The 21,125-nt window shown below is 62.9% G+C and carries 22 protein-coding genes; 16 read left to right on the top strand and 6 right to left on the bottom strand.

What is annotated here, in order from left to right:
• A complete protein-coding gene (locus CH251_RS00430) occupies positions 1-405 on the bottom strand; it encodes a hypothetical protein (protein ID WP_094611333.1) in 405 nt (134 codons plus the stop codon).
• 321 nt (positions 406-726) lie between these two features.
• On the opposite strand from CH251_RS00430, the gene CH251_RS00425 reads away from it, so the two are divergent.
• The 4 genes from CH251_RS00425 (at position 727) to CH251_RS00410 (ending at position 5,913) form a co-directional block, all read left to right on the top strand.
• Positions 727-1,731: an endonuclease domain-containing protein gene (locus CH251_RS00425; protein WP_179273661.1), complete on the top strand. Its 1,005-nt coding sequence runs from the start codon at positions 727-729 to the stop codon at positions 1,729-1,731.
• Positions 1,728-2,336, top strand: a complete 609-nt coding sequence (locus tag CH251_RS00420; RefSeq protein WP_094611331.1) for a hypothetical protein — start codon at positions 1,728-1,730, stop codon at positions 2,334-2,336. The genes CH251_RS00425 and CH251_RS00420 overlap by 4 nt, the downstream gene beginning before the upstream one ends.
• Entirely contained in the window at positions 2,333-5,461 is a 3,129-nt protein-coding gene (locus tag CH251_RS00415) for an ATP-binding protein (RefSeq protein WP_094611330.1), read from the top strand. Before CH251_RS00420 ends, CH251_RS00415 begins: the two co-directional genes overlap by 4 nt.
• Positions 5,462-5,586: 125 nt before the next feature.
• The gene (locus CH251_RS00410; RefSeq protein WP_094611329.1) at positions 5,587-5,913 is read left to right on the top strand and encodes a hypothetical protein; all 327 of its coding nucleotides are present in this window, start codon (positions 5,587-5,589) and stop codon (positions 5,911-5,913) included.
• Here CH251_RS00410 and lat read toward each other — a convergent pair.
• Positions 5,910-7,205: an L-lysine 6-transaminase gene (gene lat / locus CH251_RS00405; protein WP_373454900.1), complete on the bottom strand. Its 1,296-nt coding sequence runs from the start codon at positions 7,203-7,205 to the stop codon at positions 5,910-5,912. The genes CH251_RS00410 and lat overlap by 4 nt on opposite strands.
• Before the next feature lie 157 nt (positions 7,206-7,362).
• Between lat and CH251_RS00400 the strand changes: the two genes are divergently transcribed.
• Both CH251_RS00400 and CH251_RS00395 read left to right on the top strand, forming a co-directional pair.
• Complete coding sequence (locus CH251_RS00400) at positions 7,363-8,898, top strand: aldehyde dehydrogenase family protein (protein ID WP_094611327.1); 1,536 nt, start codon at positions 7,363-7,365, stop codon at positions 8,896-8,898.
• A 16-nt stretch (positions 8,899-8,914) separates the two neighbouring features.
• On the top strand, positions 8,915-10,150 hold the full coding sequence (locus CH251_RS00395; protein ID WP_143537934.1) for a hypothetical protein: 1,236 nt from the start codon (positions 8,915-8,917) through the stop codon (positions 10,148-10,150).
• 22 nt (positions 10,151-10,172) lie between these two features.
• Here the strand turns inward: CH251_RS00395 and CH251_RS00390 are convergent, their stop codons facing one another.
• Positions 10,173-11,870: a cutinase family protein gene (locus tag CH251_RS00390; protein ID WP_094611626.1), complete on the bottom strand. Its 1,698-nt coding sequence runs from the start codon at positions 11,868-11,870 to the stop codon at positions 10,173-10,175.
• A gap of 150 nt (positions 11,871-12,020) precedes the next feature.
• On the opposite strand from CH251_RS00390, the gene CH251_RS00385 reads away from it, so the two are divergent.
• From CH251_RS00385 to CH251_RS00355, 7 genes are read left to right on the top strand one after another with little or no spacing between them, the layout of a single operon-like run.
• The gene (locus CH251_RS00385) at positions 12,021-12,323 is read left to right on the top strand and encodes a GNAT family N-acetyltransferase (RefSeq protein ID WP_094611325.1); all 303 of its coding nucleotides are present in this window, start codon (positions 12,021-12,023) and stop codon (positions 12,321-12,323) included.
• Positions 12,324-12,349: 26 nt separating this feature from the next.
• Positions 12,350-13,237, top strand: coding sequence for a hypothetical protein (locus tag CH251_RS00380; protein WP_094611324.1), 888 nt, complete (start codon positions 12,350-12,352; stop codon positions 13,235-13,237).
• Positions 13,234-15,420, top strand: a complete 2,187-nt coding sequence (locus CH251_RS00375) for a cation-translocating P-type ATPase (RefSeq protein ID WP_094611323.1) — start codon at positions 13,234-13,236, stop codon at positions 15,418-15,420. Before CH251_RS00380 ends, CH251_RS00375 begins: the two co-directional genes overlap by 4 nt.
• Positions 15,421-15,463: 43 nt before the next feature.
• Positions 15,464-15,697: an RNA-binding S4 domain-containing protein gene (locus tag CH251_RS00370; RefSeq protein ID WP_032397061.1), complete on the top strand. Its 234-nt coding sequence runs from the start codon at positions 15,464-15,466 to the stop codon at positions 15,695-15,697.
• Entirely contained in the window at positions 15,694-16,431 is a 738-nt protein-coding gene (locus CH251_RS00365; protein ID WP_094611322.1) for a class I SAM-dependent methyltransferase, read from the top strand. Before CH251_RS00370 ends, CH251_RS00365 begins: the two co-directional genes overlap by 4 nt.
• Entirely contained in the window at positions 16,428-17,945 is a 1,518-nt protein-coding gene (locus tag CH251_RS00360) for an NAD(P)/FAD-dependent oxidoreductase (protein ID WP_094611321.1), read from the top strand. Before CH251_RS00365 ends, CH251_RS00360 begins: the two co-directional genes overlap by 4 nt.
• 8 nt (positions 17,946-17,953) lie before the next feature.
• Entirely contained in the window at positions 17,954-18,421 is a 468-nt protein-coding gene (locus CH251_RS00355; RefSeq protein ID WP_094611625.1) for a GNAT family N-acetyltransferase, read from the top strand.
• 40 nt (positions 18,422-18,461) lie between these two features.
• Here CH251_RS00355 and CH251_RS27315 read toward each other — a convergent pair whose 3' ends face one another.
• Together CH251_RS27315 and CH251_RS00350 are read right to left on the bottom strand one after the other, a co-directional pair.
• Positions 18,462-18,635 carry a hypothetical protein gene (locus CH251_RS27315; RefSeq protein WP_179273660.1) on the bottom strand — a complete coding sequence of 58 codons (174 nt, stop codon included), beginning with the start codon at positions 18,633-18,635 and terminating at the stop codon, positions 18,462-18,464.
• A gap of 50 nt (positions 18,636-18,685) precedes the next feature.
• Positions 18,686-19,123, bottom strand: coding sequence for an Hsp20/alpha crystallin family protein (locus CH251_RS00350; RefSeq protein WP_045200692.1), 438 nt, complete (start codon positions 19,121-19,123; stop codon positions 18,686-18,688).
• A 232-nt stretch (positions 19,124-19,355) separates the two neighbouring features.
• On the opposite strand from CH251_RS00350, the gene CH251_RS00345 reads away from it, so the two are divergent.
• From CH251_RS00345 to CH251_RS00335, 3 genes are all read left to right on the top strand, one after another.
• Positions 19,356-19,850 (top strand): N-acetyltransferase, encoded by a 495-nt coding sequence (locus tag CH251_RS00345; RefSeq protein ID WP_094611320.1) that lies wholly within the window; start codon positions 19,356-19,358, stop codon positions 19,848-19,850.
• Positions 19,851-19,921: 71 nt separating this feature from the next.
• Complete coding sequence (locus CH251_RS00340; protein WP_094611319.1) at positions 19,922-20,266, top strand: helix-turn-helix transcriptional regulator; 345 nt, start codon at positions 19,922-19,924, stop codon at positions 20,264-20,266.
• On the top strand, positions 20,263-20,730 hold the full coding sequence (locus CH251_RS00335; RefSeq protein ID WP_094611318.1) for an SRPBCC family protein: 468 nt from the start codon (positions 20,263-20,265) through the stop codon (positions 20,728-20,730). The genes CH251_RS00340 and CH251_RS00335 overlap by 4 nt, the downstream gene beginning before the upstream one ends.
• Positions 20,731-20,734: 4 nt before the next feature.
• Here the strand turns inward: CH251_RS00335 and CH251_RS28200 are convergent, their stop codons facing one another.
• Positions 20,735-21,124: a VOC family protein gene (locus tag CH251_RS28200; RefSeq protein ID WP_373454892.1), complete on the bottom strand. Its 390-nt coding sequence runs from the start codon at positions 21,122-21,124 to the stop codon at positions 20,735-20,737.
• Position 21,125: the final 1 nt, after the last annotated feature.

Genomic DNA, 21,125 nt, shown 5'->3' with positions numbered 1-21,125 from the left:
TCATGCTGGGCTGTCGTTCGGGACGATCTCGGGCAGTCCGTCGCCGACCGGATCGAGAACGGCCGCCGATCGGGCACCCCACCGCTCGTGAGCCGACTGTCGCGACATTCCGACGGCTGTCCCGATCGTCGCCCACGTTGCACCCTGAACCCGGAGCACCACAACGGTTTCGATGCCGTCCAGGCCCGCTGCCAGTTGCACGCGCAGGCTCAGTAGATGCCACGCGATACTCCGTCGTGCGGGCAGATCGGTCGATTGTTCGGCTTCCCATTCCGGTGTGCCCGGCAGCGGACCGGTGCCGATGATCTCGTCGGCGATACGGCCTGCTTCGGTGGCTGCCGCTGTTACGACCGCCCGCGTTGCAGCGGTGATATCTGCCTCGGTTGCGAGGGCGATGGGATCCATGAACGACCTCCTGTGTCAGGAAAAGCTTGACGACAATACGCGGGGATGTCAAGGAAAGCCTGACACGGATCCGCCCCTAGTCCTCAAACCCCTAGGAGGAAGCTTTGACTGCACGTCGCCCCACTGGGCGTCTCCCGATTGCTCAGACGCAAGGTGCGCCAATACAACCAACTGAATGACTTGACATGGGTCGGCATCTACTGCGGGCGCTCACCTGGTCTGATCCACACGTACAGTCAGCCACCATGCCGGATCGCTGCCCCCACATAGCCGATCCATTGCCATCGAATGTGTGCGGGAGGCCTACGTAATTTGCTAGCCGTGAGTTGGTCGCAGCTACCCCTTGATAAGCCCATTCAGCTATCTGGCAACAGTTTTGATGCTCTGGAGCGGGCGCTTGACCCCCTGCCTGAAGATTGTCCGCTGGTGTTCGGCTACAAATCAGACGTCGATGTCGGGTTTCGCAATCTGGTGGGCAACGTCATCGGCCTGCTGGAACAATCCGCTATCGATATGTTTCCAGCCTGGTTGCCTGGGGCCGCCGAACTAGGCGATCTCACTGCTCAGTCGCTCTTGGCTGCCGATGATCTGGCGCGTCGTGAATCGACTCGCACGGGTGCCTTTGCGCCTTATCTGTGTGCACTCACTCGGACTGCATTGGGCTCGCCTTCGTCCACCGCTGGCTTCTCACGTGAGATCCAGACCGAGCAGCTTTCCCGCATCCTGAAGCGAGGATCAGACCGGCCCGGTCTGGCCTTGCTAGTGCACGTCGAGGGTGAAGGACCTGCGGGTCGCGACCTCGAACTTGCAGCCGATTGGCTTTCACGCCACGGCCGTATGGGTGTGTGGATGACCGACAGTGTGGTCGAGCGATTTACTCAGTGGGAGTTGAGGATTCCTGAATCAACGACGACAGCGAGGCCGCCGCAGCCCCCGGGACGTTCTGTCCCGAAGTCTGGTTCACCGCGCGCCGACAGTGATGTCGAGTGCATCTTGGAAGAAGCACTGTCCAAGGAGCTGTGGGCCTACGACCGGGAGTGGAACAAAACCCTGAGAGTGGGGACACAGCTCACTTCACCCATTCGGGTCGACCTGGTGTGGCAGGACAGTGCCTTGGTCATCGAGATCGACGGGGACGAGCATCGTGCAGTGGGCAAGTACGCTTCAGACCGCAAACGTGACAACATGCTCCAACTCCGCGGATACGTGACACTGCGTTACACCAACGGCCAAGTTTTGCATGACCTGACTGCGGTTCTCGACCAGATCCGTACTGCAGTCGCTTTACTCCGCAACCCGCGAACAGTGAGGAATTACACCGGATGAGTACCGCCGACCTGACTCAAAACGAAATCCTGGTCTTGCTTGTTCTGATGTCGGAAGATCGGGTAGTCAAGAATGCCGATCTGAAGAACTTCGGCCCAGTACTCGACGCTGGCAGCAGGACAAAACTGGTAAGGCTTGGACTGATCGAATCTGCGAAACCGAATCGGTTCATCGAGTTGACGCTGACGGCCAAAGGCTGGGAGTACTGCACCAACCTCTTCGTCGCGGATGCTCCCGATGGTTCGAACCCGGCAACCCGTGTCTTGTTTACCGTGCTCCGAGGTGTCGAGCGCTTTTTGGAGCCGAGAGGGCTCGTTGCGGCACAGCTGTTCGGTCGAACTTCGATCGAGAAAAGAATTCGAGCAGCATACGAGGCGCTCGCATCCCGGCCCGGCGCTTGGGTTGGTTTGCGAGCACTCCGCGAAGCTCTGTCTGATGTTGACCGAGAGAGCCTCGATACGGCACTTGTCGAGTTACAGCAGCATGAAGGGGTCAGCCTGATCCCCGAAGAGAACCAAAAAACGTTGACTGACGAAGACCGCCTTGCCGCCGTTCTTGTTGGCACTCAGCTCACCCATCTTCTCGCGATCGAGCCAACGCGATGAACCGTGACCAGCGGCGTGCTCTTGAGTCCATCCGGCTCGACTGGGCAACGACGCCCGATGATATTTGGGAGTCGCAATCCGACGTGCACGTCGGCGGTCTGCACGAGCATGCCTATCGCGAGGTCATGGCGGCTTTCGGCGATACTGAACTCACCCGGACAAAGAGCCCTCTGGGGGTAGTGATTCCAGGTCCCGCAGGTGCGGGCAAGACACACCTGCTCGGCGAGATCCGTGCCAGTGTGCAAGAACAGCGTGGGTATTTCTTCCTCGTGGACATGCTCAGCGGAGAGCGGTTTTGGTCGACGATCTTGAACACGGTCCTTGAGGACTTCAGTCGCCCCGTTGTGCAGACCCAGCGATCGCAGCTCCAGGAAATGCTGTGGCGTCTTTCGGAACAGGCAGCAATACCGGAGGGTGAGCGGGCACCTATTGTCGGTCAAGCGCCGTTGGACAAAGAACAACTCGACACATTCGTTGCAGCAGTCTTCAAGGTGCATGCTAAGTATCGTCGGCGAGCGCAGAACACCCTTCGTGCGCTTGTGCTGGCAGCGGCGGAGGACCAGGACGTCAACGATCTCGGCTACATCTTTCTACAGCCTCACGAGACCGACAGTTCAGTTCTCGAATCATTGAAGCCGTGGGGCATACAGCGGGTAACCATGACGGATCAAGATGTGGTGGAAAGCATCTCGCAATTGCTAGCGCTCACAGGTCCTTCGGTCATGGCGGTAGACCAGATCGATACGGTTATTGGCAGCTCGACCAAGTCGACCGGACAGGATGCGGCAAGTTCGGAGGATCAGGCGCTGGAAGGGTTTGCACATGGGTTGATGTCGATGCGGCAGAACCTTCACAGGACTGTCACCGTGGTTGCCTGCTTACCCGCCGCCTGGACGCAGATCGAGACTCGGGCTACGGCAACTGTTCGCGACAGATTCCGGGAGGCAACGCCTCTGCAAAGGATTCCAAACCCTGAATTCGCTCGAACGATGGTCGAACATCGTTTTCAGACGTGCTTCCGAAAGGTCGGATACGACGCTCCGTCAGCGACTTGGCCCGTGGCGGGTGCTGCGTTTGGTGAGGCGAAAAACTACACGCCTCGTTCACTACTGCAGAATATCGACAAACATATTCGCCATTGTCTGAATACTGACACTGTGACGGAAATGCTGACTCTTGCGTTCGAGAACAAGGCAACCAACGATGGGGAGGTGTCGAATCCTGATCCTGGTCCGGACTTGACGGACCGGGCTCTCGTTGAATTGGATGAAGAATTCAAGGCTTTAAAGGACGCAGCCGACATCGCGGACGTTCTGGATGACAAGAAGCAGGATTCGGCGTTTCCCCCGCTTTTGTTGTCCGGGTTCCGTGTCCTGGTGCAGCAGTCGACCCGATCGGATCAGACGTGGAGCCCGGACGCCGTCCCTAGCAACAAACCGTCAGTGCACGGCCGGATCAGCCGCACTGATGACGCGGATCAAGAGACGCACCAGTGTTACTTCCGCGTTGTGACGACGGCAAGCCCGACCAGCGCGACCAGTAAGATTCAGAAGGCCAGTGACTACGCAAACCTAGACCAGCGCTTACCTAGCCGAACTGTCGTGTTGCTGAGAAACGATCGTTGGCCCTCGGGTCCGAAGACGGCTCAGACAGTATCGGGGTTCCACGACGCCGGAGGACAGACTCGTCCATTTACTGATAGCGACATCAAAATCCTTGTTGCACTCCGTGAACTGTTGGCCGGAGAGAACGTCGACCTTGGTAGATGGATCTCGTCGCGTAAGCCCGCTTCCGCAGTAAGCTTCTTCAGCGATCTGATTACTACGGTGGAGTCGAAGGATGACTCGATAGGATCCAACGGGTCCAAGCCAACGGTGCCAGTCGAGGAACCGCAGTTGGAGGGTCGGATTGTAGTAGGTCAGACGTCGTCGGGTGCTTCCATCGAATTGCCTCTCAGTGCACTCCGAAAGCACACGGCAATCTTCGCGGGGTCAGGGTCCGGGAAGACCGTTCTGATCCGTCGCATCGTGGAAGAGTGCGCGCTTCAGGGCGTGTCGTCAATCATTATTGATTCGAATAACGACCTTGCGCGGCTGAGCCAACCGTGGCCATCAGGCTCGACAGTTCATGACAGCGAAGATATCGATAAAAGGAGGATGTTCTTCGAGTCGGCAGACGTCAAAGTCTGGACTCCGAACCGGTCGTCAGGGCGTCCGTTGATGTTCCATCCGTTACCAGATTTCGCCGCAATCAGGGACGATAACGAGCTCTTCAAGAGTGCCGTCGAGTCTGCTTACGCCGCGCTCTCCCCACGCTCTGCGACTGGGACCTCAAACAGGGCCGTTCACGGTCGTGCTGTCCTAAAAGACGCCCTCCGCTGGTTCGGTCGCGGTAGCTCGGGCAGCCTCAATGACTTTATTGAGCTTCTGTCCGACCTGCCGGACGATGTAAGCGCTCTCGATGACGCAGGAACCCTGGCAAGAGGGCTCGCCCAGAATCTGAAGGCACAAATCGCCATTGATCCTATGTTCGGCGAGTCCGGAACACCCGCCGACCCCGGCGAACTTCTCACGCCTGCTCCAGGATTCAAGGCGAGGGTCTCGATAATCAATCTTGCCGGCCTTCAGTCGGATGTGCAGCGAGAAGGATTCGTCAATCAGTTAGAAATGGCCTTGTTCTCGTGGTTGCGGAAGAACCCCTCGGAAAAGCCGCTGGGAGGCTTGCTTGTGATCGACGAGGCCCAGAACTTCGTCCCGGCTGGCAAACAGAAAATTAGCTCGGAAAGCACGATCGCACTTATATCGCAGGCGCGGAAGTATGGTCTGGGTATGGTCTTTGCGACCCAGGCCCCCAAGGGGCTGGACAACAAGATTCCAGGTAATGCCTCAACGCAATTCTTCGGTAAGTTGACCGCTCCCGCTCAAACACAGGCAGCGGAGGAAGTTGCCAAGTCCAGACAGAGTTCGATGGACGGGATCGGTAGGCTCCCGGCGGGCACGTTCTTCGCATCCGTCGAAGGAGTGGATGGCGGGCGGTTCAAGAAGATAAAGACACCGATGTGTCTGACCCATCACGCTGCAAGCGCGCCAACCGAAGACGATGTAATCGAGATGGCCCGCCAGTAGAGTGAGTGTTGAACCTCTCTACTGCGCGGCGCGTGGGAATCGGTGTTCAATTATCGGAAGCTTCTACCTGCCGGGCACGCCGATAATCGCTGTACCCGGCCAGTTTCCGCTGCTATTTTTTGCCGATGACCATTCGCTATCACGTGACCTCGGTGCTCAACCGTGAGTCTATTCGGCAGCACGGACTCGACTGGCGTCGAATGGGTGCCGCTCGCGGTATTGCCGGTAGCCACCAGCCCGAGCAGGAAGGTTGCTTTCTGGCGGCCGACGAGTGGGAACGTGATTGGTTCGTGGGCATGAACAACACCGGTGGACCGGTCGATGTCTGGGAGGTCAGTGGCGTCGAAGACGCTGAGCTGCGACAGTCGCCGGAGAACTTCTACTTCCGTCCAGGTGTCATCCCGACATCACAGATCCGATTGGTGCACAAGGACATCGAGCCCGAGCGCTAGAGCATCCCCAGCACCCGGTCGATGGACTGGACTGCCTGGGTCAGCTCGGCTTCGGTGATCGTCAGTGCAGGGCGGAATCGCACTGCCGCGTCGCCGCAGCCGAGCGCCAGTACATGTTCCTCGGTGCGCAACAGCTCGATCACTCGGTCGCGGGTGGAGGCGTCGGGCAGGGAGAAGGCGCACATCAGCCCGCGTCCACGGACCTCGGATACCACCGTGTGTCGAGTTACCAACTCCTGCAGCATGTTCAGCAGCACTGCTCCGAGTTCGCCGGCGCGATCGATGAGCTTCTCGGACTCGACCACTTCCAGAATTCGACGCGACCGCACCATGTCGGTGAGGTTGCCACCCCACGTCGAGTTGATGCGGGAGCTGACAGCGAAGACGTTGTCGTCGATGTCGTCGACGCGACCGCCGGCCATGACGCCGCAGACCTGAACCTTCTTACCGAAGGCGACGACATCGGGGACGACGTCGAGCTGCTGGAAAGCCCATGCGGTGCCGGTCATTCCGGCGCCGGTCTGTACCTCGTCCATGACGAACAAGGCGTCGAACTCGTGGCAGAGCTCGCGCAACTTCTGCAGGAAACGAGGCCGGAAGTGGTGATCGCCGCCCTCGCCCTGGATGGGTTCGATGATGGCGCAGGCGATGTCGTGCGGGTTGGCCTCGAAAGCAATGCGGGCTGCGGCCAGCGATGCGTCCTCGAGTTCGTCCATGTTTGCATCGGACCTGATGAAGGGGGACGGGATGCGCGGCCAATCGAATTTCGGGAAGCGCGCAACCTTGTTCGGGTCGGTGTTGGTGAGCGACATCGTGTAGCCCGAGCGTCCGTGGAACGCATGCTCGAAATGCATGACTTGCGAGCCCAACGATGGATCGATGCCGTTGCGCTCGTTCCAGCGTGACTTCCAGTCGAAGGCGACCTTCAACGCGTTCTCCACTGCCAATGCGCCGCCCTCGACGAAGAACAGGTGGGGCAGGCGAGCGTCACCGAGGACGCGCGCGAAGGTGTCGACGAATCGAGCCATGGGCACTGTGTAGATGTCGGAGTTGCTGGGCTTGTTCATCGCGGCCTGCATGAGATCGGTCCGAAATTCCGGGTCGTCGATCAGGGCCGGATGGTTCATGCCCAGCGCATTGGACGCAAAGAAGGTGAACAGGTCCAGATAGCGGGTGCCGTCCCTGGCATCGACCAGGGTGCACCCTGTCGAGGCATCGAGGTCCAACACCAGCTCGAAACCGTCGGCCAACAGGTGTTTGCCGATCACGTCGCGGACGTTGGAGGCGTCGATGGCCAGTCCGGTGCGCTGTAATACTTGCGTCATGACGTCGAAGATACGCGTAAATAATCCGTAAGCAAGTCCAATACACAGGAAATTATACGGTTGTGACCCTGATCGGTAGGCTCATCTCCGACGGTTCGGTTCTCCCCACGGAAGGTGTAAGCGCATGTCTGCATCCATCACCCACGACGAGTTGAGTGTGCGCACTCGCGCGATCCTCGACCGGCTGGGTGCCACGATCGCGCTCGACGCCCCTGCGGGACCCGACGCGATCATCGCGCGATCGCCGATCACCGGAGGGAACCTGGCGTCGCTGGCGTGTGCCTCGGCTGCCGATGTCGACGCCGTCATCGCCGACGCGCGCACTGCGTTCGTGTCGTGGTCGCAGGTACCGGCTCCCGTGCGTGGTCAGGTGATTCGGGAACTCGGAGAGCTGCTGCGCGTACACAAGGAAGATCTGGGCGCGCTGGTGTCCATCGAGGCCGGAAAGATCGTCTCGGAGGGGCTCGGTGAGGTGCAGGAGATGATCGACATCTGCGACTTCGCCGTCGGACTCTCGCGTCAGCTGTACGGCAATACGATCGCCACCGAACGGCCTGGGCATCGCATGATGGAGCAATGGCATCCGCTCGGTGTCGTCGGTGTCATCACCGCCTTCAATTTCCCTGTTGCCGTGTGGAGTTGGAACACCGCTCTCGCACTCGTCGCGGGCGATACCGTCATCTGGAAGCCGTCGGAGAAGACTCCATTGACGGCCGTCGGAGTGCAGGCACTGTTCGAGCGTGCCGCCGCTGCCGCGGGAGTGGACCCCAAGATCGCGCAGCTGGTGATCGGTGATCGCGCGTCCGGCGAAGCGCTGGTGGACGATTCGCGGGTTGCGTTGGTGTCGGCAACCGGCTCGACGAGAATGGGCCGTGCCGTCGCTCCTCGGGTCGCCGAGCGATTCGGCCGGGTGTTGCTCGAACTCGGTGGAAACAATGCCGCGATCGTGACGCCGTCGGCCGATCTCGATCTGACGACGCGTGGACTGGTGTTCTCGGCCGCCGGAACGGCCGGTCAGCGCTGCACCTCGCTGCGACGCGTCATCGTGCATTCCTCGGTCGCGGAGGAACTGGTCGGCAAGTTGGTTGCGGCATACGAGACACTCTCCATCGGATCTCCCTTGGCCACAGACACTCTGGTGGGCCCACTCATCGACGCCGGTGCGTTCGCGGGGTACCAGAAGGCGCTCGAGGCTGCGGTGTCCGACGGCGGAACAATCGTGGTCGGCGGGGAGCGGGTGAATGTGGTCGACGAGTACTCGTTCTACGTTCAGCCCGCGATCGTGACGATGCCCGCGCAGACCGACATCGTCAAGCACGAGACGTTTGCCCCCATCATGTACGTGCTGACGTACGACACCCTCGACGAGGCCATCGCACTGCACAACGATGTGCCGCAGGGTCTTTCGTCATCGATCTTCACGACCGACCTGCGTGAAGCCGAGCGCTTCCTGTCTGCTGCCGGCTCCGACTGCGGCATCGCCAACGTCAACATCGGACCGTCCGGTGCCGAGATCGGTGGTGCATTCGGCGGAGAGAAGGAAACCGGCGGCGGACGTGAATCCGGTTCGGACGCATGGAAGGCCTACATGCGGCGAGCTACGAACACGGTCAACTACTCCAACGAACTGCCCCTGGCGCAGGGGGTGAAGTTCGGCTGACGGCATGATCGGCAGTATGAAAGTACTGTCGATGATCCTGGCCGGCTTCGTCGTCGGCTACGCGGTCAGTGATATCCGACCCTTCGACTCCCTGCTGAGCAGCACGGCCGAATTCGGTTCACCGGCAACGATCGTCAACGGGCTCACCGTCCTCGCGTTGACCGCCTGCCTGGTGAGCGTCGCGCTGGCGCGTTCGAGTGCGCGGGGTGTGCTCGTCGTGGCGATCGGAGCAGTACTCGTCGTCGTGTTCCGGACAGTCGGCATGGTGACCGGAATGTTCGGCGACTGGGCCGGCGCAGTGGGCGCAGGCGCCCTGCTCGGCGCGTCCGTCGTACTCGCGGGGCGACATCGCGGAGCGCAGGCATCGCTGGCCGTCGCCGCGATCGGAGCCGGTCTTCTCGGCACAGCGCTGGATGCCCTGTTGCAAGCCGACGACGGTCCCGTGTTCGTGTGGGATGTCGTCGGTGCCGAGGATGCGGTGGTTCCGGAGCGAGCGATCGTCATGGTGATTGCGGCACTGGGTGCGGCGCTCTCGCTGTTCCTGGCACACCGCGATGTGGCGTTGCAGTCGCACGAGACCCGACGGACTCTGCTGGTCGGACTACCGCTGCCCATAGCTGCCGGTGTTGTGAGTTGGTTCGCCGGCGGCCACGACAGTGGGGATGCCGTCTGGCTCGGTGCACTTGCCGGTATGACGGCCATCGCGCTGGTGGCGTCGTTCCTTTTGCCCGGGCGCAACGGACGCCTGCTGCTGGTGCTGTTCGCGTCATCGTCGGCTGGGATATGCTCGTTCGGCTTCGCCGCTGGTGACAATGCGCAGCTGGCTCTGAGTGTGGGCCTGTTGATCGTCGGAGCGGGCCTCGGCTACCGCTGGCCGCAGCTGTACGTCGGGTTGAGTGGCCTTCTCGTCATAGCCGTTGCGGGCGTAATCGAGGGCTATGCGGAAATTCAGACGGGATCGGAATTCGTCTTGCCGTTCGTCGTCGCGTACGCGCTTGTGTCCGTGTTGTCGACCTCACCGGGTTCGCTGGCCGTCGCGTTGCCCGCTCTGTTCACCATGACGCTGCCGGTGACGGTGTATGCCGCGAGCTATCAGCCTGGCCTGTCATCGTCGACCGACGCGGTGGCCACCCGCACGAGCGAGCCCGACCACCTGGTGTTGTCGGCGGCCGGGCTCGTGGTCGTTGCAGTGGTGACGGTTGCCTGCGCGGTGCTGATGCGCAGACCCGCCGTCGTGAGCGGTAGTTCGTAGCAGGCTACGAGCTACCTTTCAGTTAGGGAGCAGGCACAACCTCGGTGGTCGTGGGAACCACGGTCTCGGTTGCCGTCTCGGCAGCCGTCTCGGTCGGGGTGACGCAGACCGGCGGTGCTCCCTCGACCGGGGTTTCACCGTCGACGGGAACGGTGCACTCGGGGGTCGTCGCGACGACGGCCGGTGCCGGCGTCTCGGCGGTGGTGACGGGTGCAGGCACAACCGGAACGGTGGTGGTCACGACGGGCGTCGAGGTTGCCGGGGCGGTCGTGGTGGCCTTCGGAGTTGCCGTTGCCGACGTGGTCACAGGTGCCACGATCGTCTCGACCGCAGCACGTCCGGCCTTCTCCTGAACCGCTGCGGACTTGATCGGCTCGCCCCTGTTGGCCTCTTCCGCCAGCTGGGTCAACCAGGCCGCGGCGTACTGCACCGAGGTCAAGGGCTTGCCGTTGGCCGCGTCGGCGTCACGCCAGTAATCGAAGTGGTGTCCCGATCCGGGGCCCAGGGTGAGGCCGTACGGGTCGTTCATGATCACCGGAACGGTGTTCTGGTTGGAGGCGATGAAGCCGGTGATCTCGCGGAAGATCTTCTGCGGCAGGTATGCCAGGTCGACCATCTGACCGGTTTCGATCGGCTTCTGCTCGCCGTCGACCGTGGCCGAGACCGGGGTGGTCACTGCGCCGGGCTTGTAGCCGGGCTCGGACACCTTGATCAACACGTCGAGGAACGTCTCGTCGCTCTGCATCCAGTTGGGCTGTGAGGCGATGTCGTTGAAGGCGTTGACTGCGATGCGCCCCAGGGCCAATGCGAGATCGGCACCGGTGGCGGGCGTCAGCTGCTCGTTCTGCAGCGCGTCGGCGTTGACCTGACGACCGACGTTGGCGGCCAGGTGAATCAGTGACGTGTTCTCGGGCAGTGCGCAGGTGAGATCTCCGTCGGAGCAGAACGAGGCCACCCGGCCGTCGAGCGCTCCGAATCCGCCGGAGGTGCCGGGCAGTGCGCCCTGGCCTGGAATTGCGTTGTTGCCGTTCTGATACTTGGTGTCGAAGCCGTCCGGATTGCTGAACGGGTTCTCGGCGCCGGGGAACGGGCCATCTCCCGACTCGCGGCCGGCGTCGGCGAAGATGACGACTCCCACGACCTGGTTGGGGTCGACGATTCCGTACTTGCCGTCGGCTCCGGCGACCTGGTTGCCGACCTCCATCGCGGTGCGGCGAGCAACGTCTGCGCCCTCGCTGTAGCCGACGATGGCGAAGCGAGTGTCGGGGCAGGACGCCGTGATCGACTTCATGATGGTCTGTGAGTTCGTCACACCGGTCTGGACGGCGTTCTCGTAGCTCGCCAGGTCGGCCGGGTATTCGACGTACACCGCGGCGTAGGAGTCCGGAACCACGTTGCCATTGTTGGGCGCACGCACGGCCTGGTCGATCCAGTCGCTGGAGTAGTCACCGGACATCGCTGCGGGGAGCCGCTCGCCCTCGGGGGTGGTGAGCCACTTGACGCCCTCGCGTGGGGTGTCGCCGCGGCCGCCGATCGCGATGCTGACCATGTCGTAGCAGGTGGCCGTCGACACCAGTTCGATGGATGCTTCGGTGGTCGTGGACGGAGTCGACCACGGTGCGGCAACAACTACTCCGGCACCGAGGGCTCCGATCGCGAACGCGCTCAACGCAACGCGCGCACGCTTCGACTTGCCAACATTCATGTTTTCGATCCCCATCATGTCCGCCCGAACCGATCCCGACTGCAGTTGCCAGTGGGTTACCCGGGATTTCGTCGGTCGGGTCGTTCGCGTTACAAACCGCATCATTTACCGTCGTACGCATGGCTTTTCATCATCGAATGACATCGACGGGATTCGACCTGACCGATGGTGGCGGTGCACGGTGACGAGGTGGTGGGAACGCTGCAGTTGACCGTCATTCCCGGGCTTGCCCGAGGGGGCGCGCTGCGGGCGCAGATCGAAGCAGTTCGGGTGGACGCGCGGTGGCGCGGCCGGGGACTCGGCGGTGCGCTGATCGGGTGGGCGATCGCGGAGGCCGAGCGGCGGGGGTGTGCTCTGGTGCAGTTGACGTCCGACGTCAGTCGAACGGACGCACATCGCTTCTACACCCGTCTCGGCTTCGTCGACTCCCACGTCGGATACAAGATGACATTCGGAACTACCGAATAGATACCCTGGGGGGGTAGGGTAGTGCCGTGAACACAGAACGGCAGGAACTCGACGCACCCACCAAGCTCGTCGGATTTTTCGTCGGAATCGCGTTCCTGTTCCTGGCGGCGCTGTTCGTCGGGGACAAGATCGGACCCGACGCCCAGGCGACCGCAGCCGCGTCGCACACCGGCCATGACGCGCACGACGACACGGCTGCCCCGGCCGCGATGCCTGCCGGGCTCCAGGCCACCCAGGACGGCTACACACTGTCGCTCGATCGATCCGTCGTCGAATCGGGACCGGACGTACCGGTCGCCTTCACGATCAGCGGACCGGTCGGGGCGGCGCTGACCGACTACGACGTCATGCACACCGAGGAACTGCACCTCATCGTCGTTCGGCGCGATCTGACCGACTTCCAGCACGTCCATCCGACCCGGGACGCGTCGGGAACATGGTCGACGACTCTCGATCTCACCCGGCCCGGGCCGTACCGTCTGTTCGCCGACTTCACGCCGGCCGGCGGGGAGAACATCACCCTGGGGGCGGAGTTGACCGTTCCCGGCGACTATCGGCCGCAGCCCCTGAGTACACCGAATGTGACATCGAGGGTCGACGGTTACGACGTGACGCTCACCGGTGCGGTCACCGCGGGCTCGAACTCCACCGTGTCCCTGACGATCGCGCAGGACGGACGCGAGGTCACCGATCTCGAGCCGTATCTCGGTGCCTACGGACACCTGGTGGCCCTCCGCGCCGACGACCTCGCCTACCTTCACGTTCATCCGGAGGACGGGCCACCGGGACCGACGGTCGACTTCGCCGTCGACGCGCCGACCGCGGGAACATATGCGCTCTATCTCGACTTTCAGCACGGGGGCGTCGTGCGCACCGCCGAATTCACCACCGAGGCACAGGAGGGACAGGCATGAGCCAGGAAACCGAACTGATCCTCGGCGGCATGACCTGTGCGTCGTGCGCCAACCGCATCGAACGCAAGCTCAACAAGCTCGACGGGGTATCGGCGACGGTCAACTACGCCACCGAGAAGGCCCGCGTCACCAGTGACGGCGTGGCCACCGAGGACCTGATCGCCGCCGTTGAATCCGCCGGCTACACCGCCACTCTTCCCGCCGCGGAACCGGTCGACGAGCTTCCCACCGACCCGCTGAAGCAGCGATTGATCGTCTCGGCGGTGCTCAGCGTGCCGGTGATCGCGATGGCGATGATTCCGGCGTTGCAGTTCACCAACTGGCAGTGGCTGTCGTTGACTCTTGCCGCGCCGGTGGTCGTGTGGGGTGCGTTGCCGTTCCACCGCGCTGCATGGACCAACCTGCGGCACGGCACCTCGACCATGGACACCCTCGTCAGCATGGGCACCCTGGCGGCGTTGGGGTGGTCGCTGTACGCACTGTTCTTCGGCACTGCAGGCACTCCGGGTATGACGCATCCGTTCGAGTTCACGATCGCGCGAACGGACGGGGCCGGCAACATCTACCTCGAGGCCGCGGCGGGCGTGACCACCTTCATCCTGGCCGGACGATGGTTCGAGAGCCGATCCAAGCGTCAGGCCGGTGCGGCGTTGCGCGCCCTGATGGACCTCGGTGCCAAGACGGTTGCCGTACTCGAAGATGGTAAGGAACAACAGATTCCGATCGAGCAATTGGCCGTCGGCGATCTGTTCGTCGTTCGTCCCGGCGAGAAGGTGGCCACCGACGGCACCGTCGAGAGCGGCTCCTCGGCCGTCGACCGGTCGATGCTGACGGGTGAATCCGTGCCCGTGGAGGTCGGCGTCGGCGACGCCGTGGTGGGTGCGACGCTCAACGTCGGTGGCCGAATCACTGTGCGGGCGAAGCGAATAGGTGCCGACACTCAGCTCGCGCAGATGGCGAAGGCCGTCGAGGACGCGCAGACCGGCAAGGCGCAGGCGCAGCGCTTGGCCGATCGGATCTCCGGAATCTTCGTGCCGATCGTCATAGCGATCTCGGTCGCGACCCTCGGATTCTGGCTCGGTGCAGGCAGTTCCGCGGCAGGCGCGTTCACGGCTGCAGTCGCGGTGCTCATCATCGCGTGCCCGTGCGCGCTCGGACTTGCCACACCGACTGCACTGATGGTCGGCACCGGCCGGGCCGCGCAGCTCGGCATCCTGATCAAGGGCCCGGAAATCCTCGAATCCACGCGCCGCGTCGATACCGTCGTACTCGACAAGACCGGAACCGTCACCACCGGGGACATGACTCTGCAGTCGGTGCACGTGGCCGACGGCGAGGACGAGGACGTGGTCCGTGCCGTGGCGGCAGCGTTGGAATCGGGTTCGGAGCACCCCATCGCCCGCGCCATCGCGGGTTCGACCCAGTCCATGACCGTCGAGGAATTCACCAGCCTCGACGGACTCGGGGTGCAAGGTGTCGTGGACGGTCGAGCCGCGGTCATCGGGCGGCGCTCGCTGCTGGACGACTGGTCGATGCCGCTGCCGTTGGAGCTTGCCGATGCCTTCGAGGCCGCCGAACGTCAGGGACGCACCGCCGTCGCACTCGGCTGGGACGGCAGAGCTCGCGGAGTGCAGGTGGTCTCCGATTCGGTCAAGCCGACGTCGAAGCAGGCCGTCGCGGAACTTCGAGCGCTCGGCCTGACTCCCGTCATGCTGACCGGCGACAACGAGGCCGCCGCGCGCACGATCGCCGCCGAGGTGGGAATCGACGAGGTCATCGCCGGTGTCCTGCCGACGGGCAAGGTCGATGCCGTTCGTGAACTGCAGGCGTCGGGCAAGGTCGTGGCGATGGTCGGCGACGGCATCAACGACGCGGCCGCCCTCGCCACAGCCGATCTGGGGCTTGCGATGGGTACCGGCACCGATGTGGCGATCGAGGCCAGCGACCTGACGTTGGTGCGCGGTGACCTACGGGCCGTGGGCGACGCAATCCGGCTCTCTCGGCGCACCCTGAGCACCATCAAGGGCAACCTGTTCTGGGCCTTCGCCTACAACGTCGCCGCTGTGCCGCTGGCCGCTGCGGGCCTGCTCAACCCGATGCTCGCCGGTGCCGCGATGGCGCTGTCCTCGGTGTTCGTGGTGAGCAACAGCCTGCGGTTGCGCCGGTTCCGTTCGTCGATGTGACCGGTTGGTAGCAGCGAACGGCTTGCTAGTACAGGATGGAGACATGTCCGACGCACACGATGTCCCCATCCGCGACGAATCGATCAGACTGGGTCAATTCCTCAAGCTCGCCAACCTCATCGAATCCGGTGCCGAGGCGAAGGGCGTGATCGCCGACGGTTTGGTCAGTGTCAACGGGGATGTGGATGTGCGGCGCGGACGGCAGTTGCAGCACGGTGATGTCGTATCGGTCCAGGGTGGGCCCTCGGCCCGCGTCAGCAAGGAAGAGGCACTGTGAAGGTCGGTAAGGGCGGACTGCCGCGCAACGAAGTTCCCGGGGCATTCGACGTCGGCGCCAAGGCGTACGACCGACTCGTCGGAGCGAACCCCGGCTACCACGAACACCTGCTCAAGTCGGCCAAGCGGCTGCGGATCCCGAACCTCGGATCCGGCTTGCGTCTGCTCGACATCGGTTGCGGCACCGGCGCATCCACCGCAGCGCTGCTCGAAGCCGCGCCGCATGCCGAGATCGTCGCCGCCGACGCGTCGGCCGAGATGCTCGAGGTCGCGCGGAGCAAGGACTGGCCGTCGAACGTGACGTTCGTGCACTCACGCGTCGAGGATCTGGCGATGAACGGGGTGGACGGTCCGTTCGACGCGATACTCGCCGCGTACCTCATCAGGAACGTCGACGATCCCGACACGGAGCTGAAATCGCTTCTGTCCCTGTTGCGTCCGGGCTCGACCATCGCATTCCACGAATACTCGGTGCACGATTCGATGCGGGCCAGGATCTCCTGGAACGTGGTGAGCTGGGGCATCATCATTCCGCTCGGCTGGCTGGCGACGCGCGACGCCACCCTGTACCGGCACCTGTGGCGCAGTGTCGTGACCTTCGACGGCGCCTCGGCCTTCATGCGGCGGATGCAGCGAGCCGGCTACACCGGCGTGGCCAGAGAGACCATGACCGGGTGGCAGAACGGTGTGGTGCACACGTTCCTCGGCTCTCGTCCCACGGAGGAAGAGCGTTGACCGATTCCAAAAAAGTCACTCATGCTGCGGTGCAGGGATATTCGGACGCCGCACAGCTGGCGGACGTCCCGCACGTGGTGGTGGTCGGCGGTGGCATCGCGGGTCTGAGCGCTGCGACCGCGCTGGCCGAGCGCGGGGTGAAAGTGCACGTGGTCGAACGCGAGAGCTACCTCGGCGGCCGCGTCGGCGGATGGGACACGACGCTGGAGGACGGCTCACCCGCCACCATGAGCCGCGGCTTCCATGCGTTCTTCCGGCAGTACTACAATCTGCGAAACCTGCTCCGCCGCACCGACCCCGAGTTGGCTCGGCTGCGTCCGGTGGACGACTACCCACTGATCGACGGCGACGGTCGGATCGACGGATTCAAGGGCTTGCCCGAAACGCCGCCACTGAACGCATTCGCGTTCGTCAAGCGTAGTCCGACGTTCCGGTGGAAGGACCTCACCGACCTCAACGGTATTGCGGCACTGCCTTTGATGACGGTGAGTGTGCCCAAGACCTTCGACGAGCTGGACACCACTCCGGCCGCAGAGTTCCTGCGCAACATCAATTTTCCCGAGGCCGCACGGCACCTGGCGTTCGGAGTGTTCTCCCGCAGCTTCTTCGCCGATCCCGAGAAGATGTCTGCCGCCGAGTTGGCGATGATGTTCCACATCTACTTCCTCGGCTCCTCCGAGGGCCTGATCTTCGACGTTCCGCGTGACCCGTATCCGCAGGCGCTGTGGGACCCGTTGGGGGAATACCTCACCGGACTCGGAGTCGACATCAGAACCTCCACTCCGTGCGGCGAGATCAGCCGCGGTGGATTGCGAAAGTTCCGCGTCGACGCAGGCGGCATCATCGACGCCGACGCGGTGGTACTGGCGACCGACATCGCCGGATTGCAGCGAGTGCTCGAGCAGTCACCCGAGCTGGGGACGCCCGACTGGCGCAAACAGGTTGCTGCGCTGCAGAACACACCGCCGTTCCTGGTACACCGCGTGTGGTTGAGCAAGGCCGTCAACGCCGATCGCCCCGCCTTCATCGGCACCGGTGGCATGCCCCCGATCGACAACATCAGCGTACTCGAACGATTCGAGGACGAGGCCGCGCAGTGGGCTGCCCGCACCGGCGGCTCCGTCGTCGAGCTGCACGCCTACGCCGCCGAGGAATCCGAGGAGGTCACGCGGCAGCAGCTGATGGACCGGATGCACGAGATCTATCCGGAAACCGCTGATGCAGAGGTGATCGCAGAACGATCCGAGTGGCGTGACGATTGCCCCATGTTCGGCCTCGGCGCGTTCGCCGAGCGCCCCACCGTCCGTACCCCCGAACCCGCACTGGTTCTCGCGGGCGACGGCATCCGTATCGATCTGCCGGTCGCGCTGATGGAACGTGCGGCCACCACCGGGCTGCAGGCCGCGAACACCCTGCTGGCGAGCTGGGGCATCACCGGTCACGACATCGAAACAGTGCCGACCAGTGGACGATTCAAGATGTTCGACGCCATCGAGAGGCTCATGAACAGGTGAGTTCCGGCATGCGGATAGAGGTCGACGATCTGTCGCGTCCACAAGTGCAGGCGCTGCTCACCGAGCATCTCGAGGACATGCACGCCACCTCGCCTGCCGAGAGTGTGCACGCTCTCGATCTGTCCGGTCTGCGCGGATCGCATGTCACCGTGTGGACGGGTTGGGATGCAGAGGTACTGCTGGGAATCGCTGCGCTGAAAGAACTCTCACCCGATCACGGCGAGCTGAAGTCGATGCGGACCACGGGGGCGGCGAGGGGGCAGGGTGTGGCGTCGCGCTTGCTCGCTCATGCTCTCGACGATGCGCGTCGACGTGGCATTGCGAGGGTGAGCCTGGAAACGGGAACCCAGGACTACTTCGCTGCGGCCCGCAGGCTGTATGTGCGCCACGGGTTCGTCGAGTGCCCGCCGTTCGGGGACTACGTTCTCGATCCGTCGAGCACGTTCTTCTCGTTGTCCCTGAAGAGATCCCGATGACGGAGGGCCGGCACCGAGTGTTCGGTACCGGCCCTTCTCGTCAGGCTGCGTGCTGTGTGTGCGGGTAGAGATCGTCGTCGAAAGGCTCGGCTCGACACTGATCGAGCACATCCGCCGTCGCGCATTCCCTGAAGCTTGTCTCGACGCCCACCACCGTGCGCCACCACTGCTCACGGTAGGTCGATTCCGTCCACACCACCGCCTCGGATGGCATAGTGCATCACCCCAATGGTTTTCGTGATCTGTTCGGCTGTCCGTCTCGCGTCAGGTCGACTCGTGTTCGATGGACTTCTGCTCGGTGTGTGCGATATCGATCTTGCGTGGTTTCGCGCGTTCGGCGAGGGGAATGGTGATGGACAGAACGCCGTTGTCGTACGCCGCGGAGATGCGCTCGGTATCGACGCCGTCACCCAGCGAGACCTGGCGGCGGAACGTGCCGGCGAATCGCTCCGAGGTAATCCACTGCACCCCAGTGTTTTCCGGAGCGGACCGATGAGCGGTGAGCGTCAACGTGCCGCGGTCGACGTCGACATCGATCGATCCGGGGTCGATGCCGGGAAGATCGGCACTGAGCACGTAGTGGTCGTCGACTTTGTAGAGGTCCATCGGCATGAATCGCGGGGCGCGGTCCGAACCGGAAGAGGCACCCAGCATGGCCGAGGTGAGGGAATCGACATCACGGAACGGATCGAAACGAAGCACAGCAACCACCTCCTGTACCCAGATGCGCTCGCCCCTGTGGCGAGTCGCTCCTCAACTGTGCAGAACAGAAATTAGCACTCTGGCCCTTGGAGTGCCAAGAGGTTTCTCGAAGGTTCTCAGAAATTTTTCAGGTCCAATAGTGCTGTGGCGCAGCGGGGGTCGTGCGTCGACGGCCACGGGGCGTCGTATATTCGATGTCCGAGTTCACACGCCCCGACCTAGACTCGGCCTGATGGTGACTATCGTGCCCTACATCTCGCAGTACCGTACCGAGCTGCTCGCGTTGTCGCTCCGCGCGTGGGAACCGGTATTCCCGATGGTGCAGTCGGCGGTCCCGTCCTTCGTGTATGACTGCTTCTATCCCTCGGGTTGGCAGGCGCGACAGATTGAAGACCTGACCCTCGTTCTCGACGGTGAACCCGAGAATGTGGACGTGGCGGTAGACGGTGATGTGCCCATCGGTTGGGTCTGCACCCGATTGCATCCGCAGGACAACATGGGCGAGATATATGTGCTCGTGGTCGATCCGGTCCGGCAGCGAGGGGGCGTCGGTGGAGCGCTGATGGATCGGTCTCTAGCGAGGGTCAAGTCTGCTGGCTTGCGAATGATCATGGTCGAGACAGGTGACGATCCCGGTCATGCTCCGGCACGAGCGGCGTACGAGGTCAGTGGGTTCGAGAGATGGCCCGTTGCGCGCTACTTCAAGGACCTTGACGATGACTCCTAGCGAGGTCGGGGCTGCATCGTCTCTTAATACTTAGCTCTTGCGCTAAGTATGACTGGGGGATAGTGTGCCTTATGGCTCAGTATTCGACCGTTCTCGATGATGTGTTTCAGGCACTGGCCGACCCGACCCGGCGGGCGGTGTTGAGCCGGTTGGGTTCCGGACCGGCCACGGTGGGCGAACTTGCCGAACCGTTCGACATGACTCTGCCGTCGTTCATGAAACACATCCAGCTGCTCGAGCGCAGTGGCTGGATCCGCACGCGCAAGGTGGGCCGAGTACGTGCGTGCACGATCGAGCGAGCCAACCTGGACGCGGCCGATCACTGGCTACGAGACCAACGGGCCGTCTGGGAATCCCGGACCGATCGCCTCGAGCAGTTCGTCACCGACACCGCGAAAGAAAGTGAAGCGCAATGACATCGATTGATCCTTCCCTGGACTTGACCATCTCCCGCGTGATCCAGGCTCCCCGCGCAGCAGTGTGGAGTGCGTGGATCGACCCGTCGAAGTTCGAGAAGTGGTGGATCCCCGCGCCTGCTCTATGTCGGGTGGACGGCTGGGACCCGCGACCCGGCGGGGCCTTCCGGACCCTCATCAGCGAATCCGGTGGCGACTACGCTCCGCACATCGACGGCTGCTTCCTCGCTGTCGACGACGGTCAGCGCATAGTCTTCACCAACTCCCTCGTCGAAGGGTGGCGGCCGGCACCGCAGCTGTTCATGACCGCGGTGATCACCCTCTCCGACCACCCCGACGGAACCGAGTACCACGCCCACGTGATGCACCGCAACGAAGAAGACCGAAAGATGCACGAGGAGTACGGCTTCCACGACGGCTGGGGTACCGTCATCGCACAACTCGCCGAGTTCGTCGAAGGCTAGGTAGTCAGAGGTCCCACGTCGTGCGGAATCCCGTTTGGGCTGAGCGGTCCACCAATTCGACACTCGCGCCGATGCTGTCGATTCGGTGATAGCTGAACGGCCGACCGAGCGGACAGGCGTCGAACAGCATTGTTCCCACACCGTCCAGGTCTGAACGGTCGAGGTCCATGTCGTCAGACCAGAACCCGAGGTGGTGAAATCGCGGCCCCGTCGTACTGTCCCATGGGCTACCCGGTGGCCCTTCGATCAGCTCGAAATATGGAGCGTCGATCGAAAATGCGATGCGATACGTCCACTCACCCAACGTGCCCGTGCGTGGCTCTCGCCAACGTGCACCGACCGTCGCCGCCAGGTCCGACATCGCTGCATCGATATCCTGCACGGCAAAGCACACG

The organism is Rhodococcus sp. 06-462-5 (genome assembly GCF_002258315.1).
Lineage (GTDB): Bacteria > Actinomycetota > Actinomycetes > Mycobacteriales > Mycobacteriaceae > Rhodococcoides.
This window is presented reverse-complemented; position numbering and strand designations above follow the sequence as displayed.

Excerpts from the sequence above, each read along its gene's own strand:
- CH251_RS00430 (WP_094611333.1), bottom strand. The coding sequence starts at position 405 with ATGGATCCCATCGCCCTCGCAACCGAGGCAGATATCACCGCTGCAACG.
- CH251_RS00420 (WP_094611331.1), top strand. The coding sequence starts at position 1,728 with ATGAGTACCGCCGACCTGACTCAAAACGAAATCCTGGTCTTGCTTGTT.
- CH251_RS00415 (WP_094611330.1), top strand. The coding sequence starts at position 2,333 with ATGAACCGTGACCAGCGGCGTGCTCTTGAGTCCATCCGGCTCGACTGG.
- CH251_RS00410 (WP_094611329.1), top strand. The coding sequence starts at position 5,587 with ATGACCATTCGCTATCACGTGACCTCGGTGCTCAACCGTGAGTCTATT.
- CH251_RS00400 (WP_094611327.1), top strand. The coding sequence starts at position 7,363 with ATGTCTGCATCCATCACCCACGACGAGTTGAGTGTGCGCACTCGCGCG.
- CH251_RS00395 (WP_143537934.1), top strand. The coding sequence starts at position 8,915 with ATGAAAGTACTGTCGATGATCCTGGCCGGCTTCGTCGTCGGCTACGCG.
- CH251_RS00390 (WP_094611626.1), bottom strand. The coding sequence starts at position 11,870 with ATGGGGATCGAAAACATGAATGTTGGCAAGTCGAAGCGTGCGCGCGTT.
- CH251_RS00385 (WP_094611325.1), top strand. The coding sequence starts at position 12,021 with ATGGTGGCGGTGCACGGTGACGAGGTGGTGGGAACGCTGCAGTTGACC.
- CH251_RS00375 (WP_094611323.1), top strand. The coding sequence starts at position 13,234 with ATGAGCCAGGAAACCGAACTGATCCTCGGCGGCATGACCTGTGCGTCG.
- CH251_RS00370 (WP_032397061.1), top strand. The coding sequence starts at position 15,464 with ATGTCCGACGCACACGATGTCCCCATCCGCGACGAATCGATCAGACTG.
- CH251_RS00355 (WP_094611625.1), top strand. The coding sequence starts at position 17,954 with ATGCGGATAGAGGTCGACGATCTGTCGCGTCCACAAGTGCAGGCGCTG.
- CH251_RS27315 (WP_179273660.1), bottom strand. The coding sequence starts at position 18,635 with ATGCCATCCGAGGCGGTGGTGTGGACGGAATCGACCTACCGTGAGCAG.
- CH251_RS00345 (WP_094611320.1), top strand. The coding sequence starts at position 19,356 with ATGGTGACTATCGTGCCCTACATCTCGCAGTACCGTACCGAGCTGCTC.
- CH251_RS00340 (WP_094611319.1), top strand. The coding sequence starts at position 19,922 with ATGGCTCAGTATTCGACCGTTCTCGATGATGTGTTTCAGGCACTGGCC.
- CH251_RS00335 (WP_094611318.1), top strand. The coding sequence starts at position 20,263 with ATGACATCGATTGATCCTTCCCTGGACTTGACCATCTCCCGCGTGATC.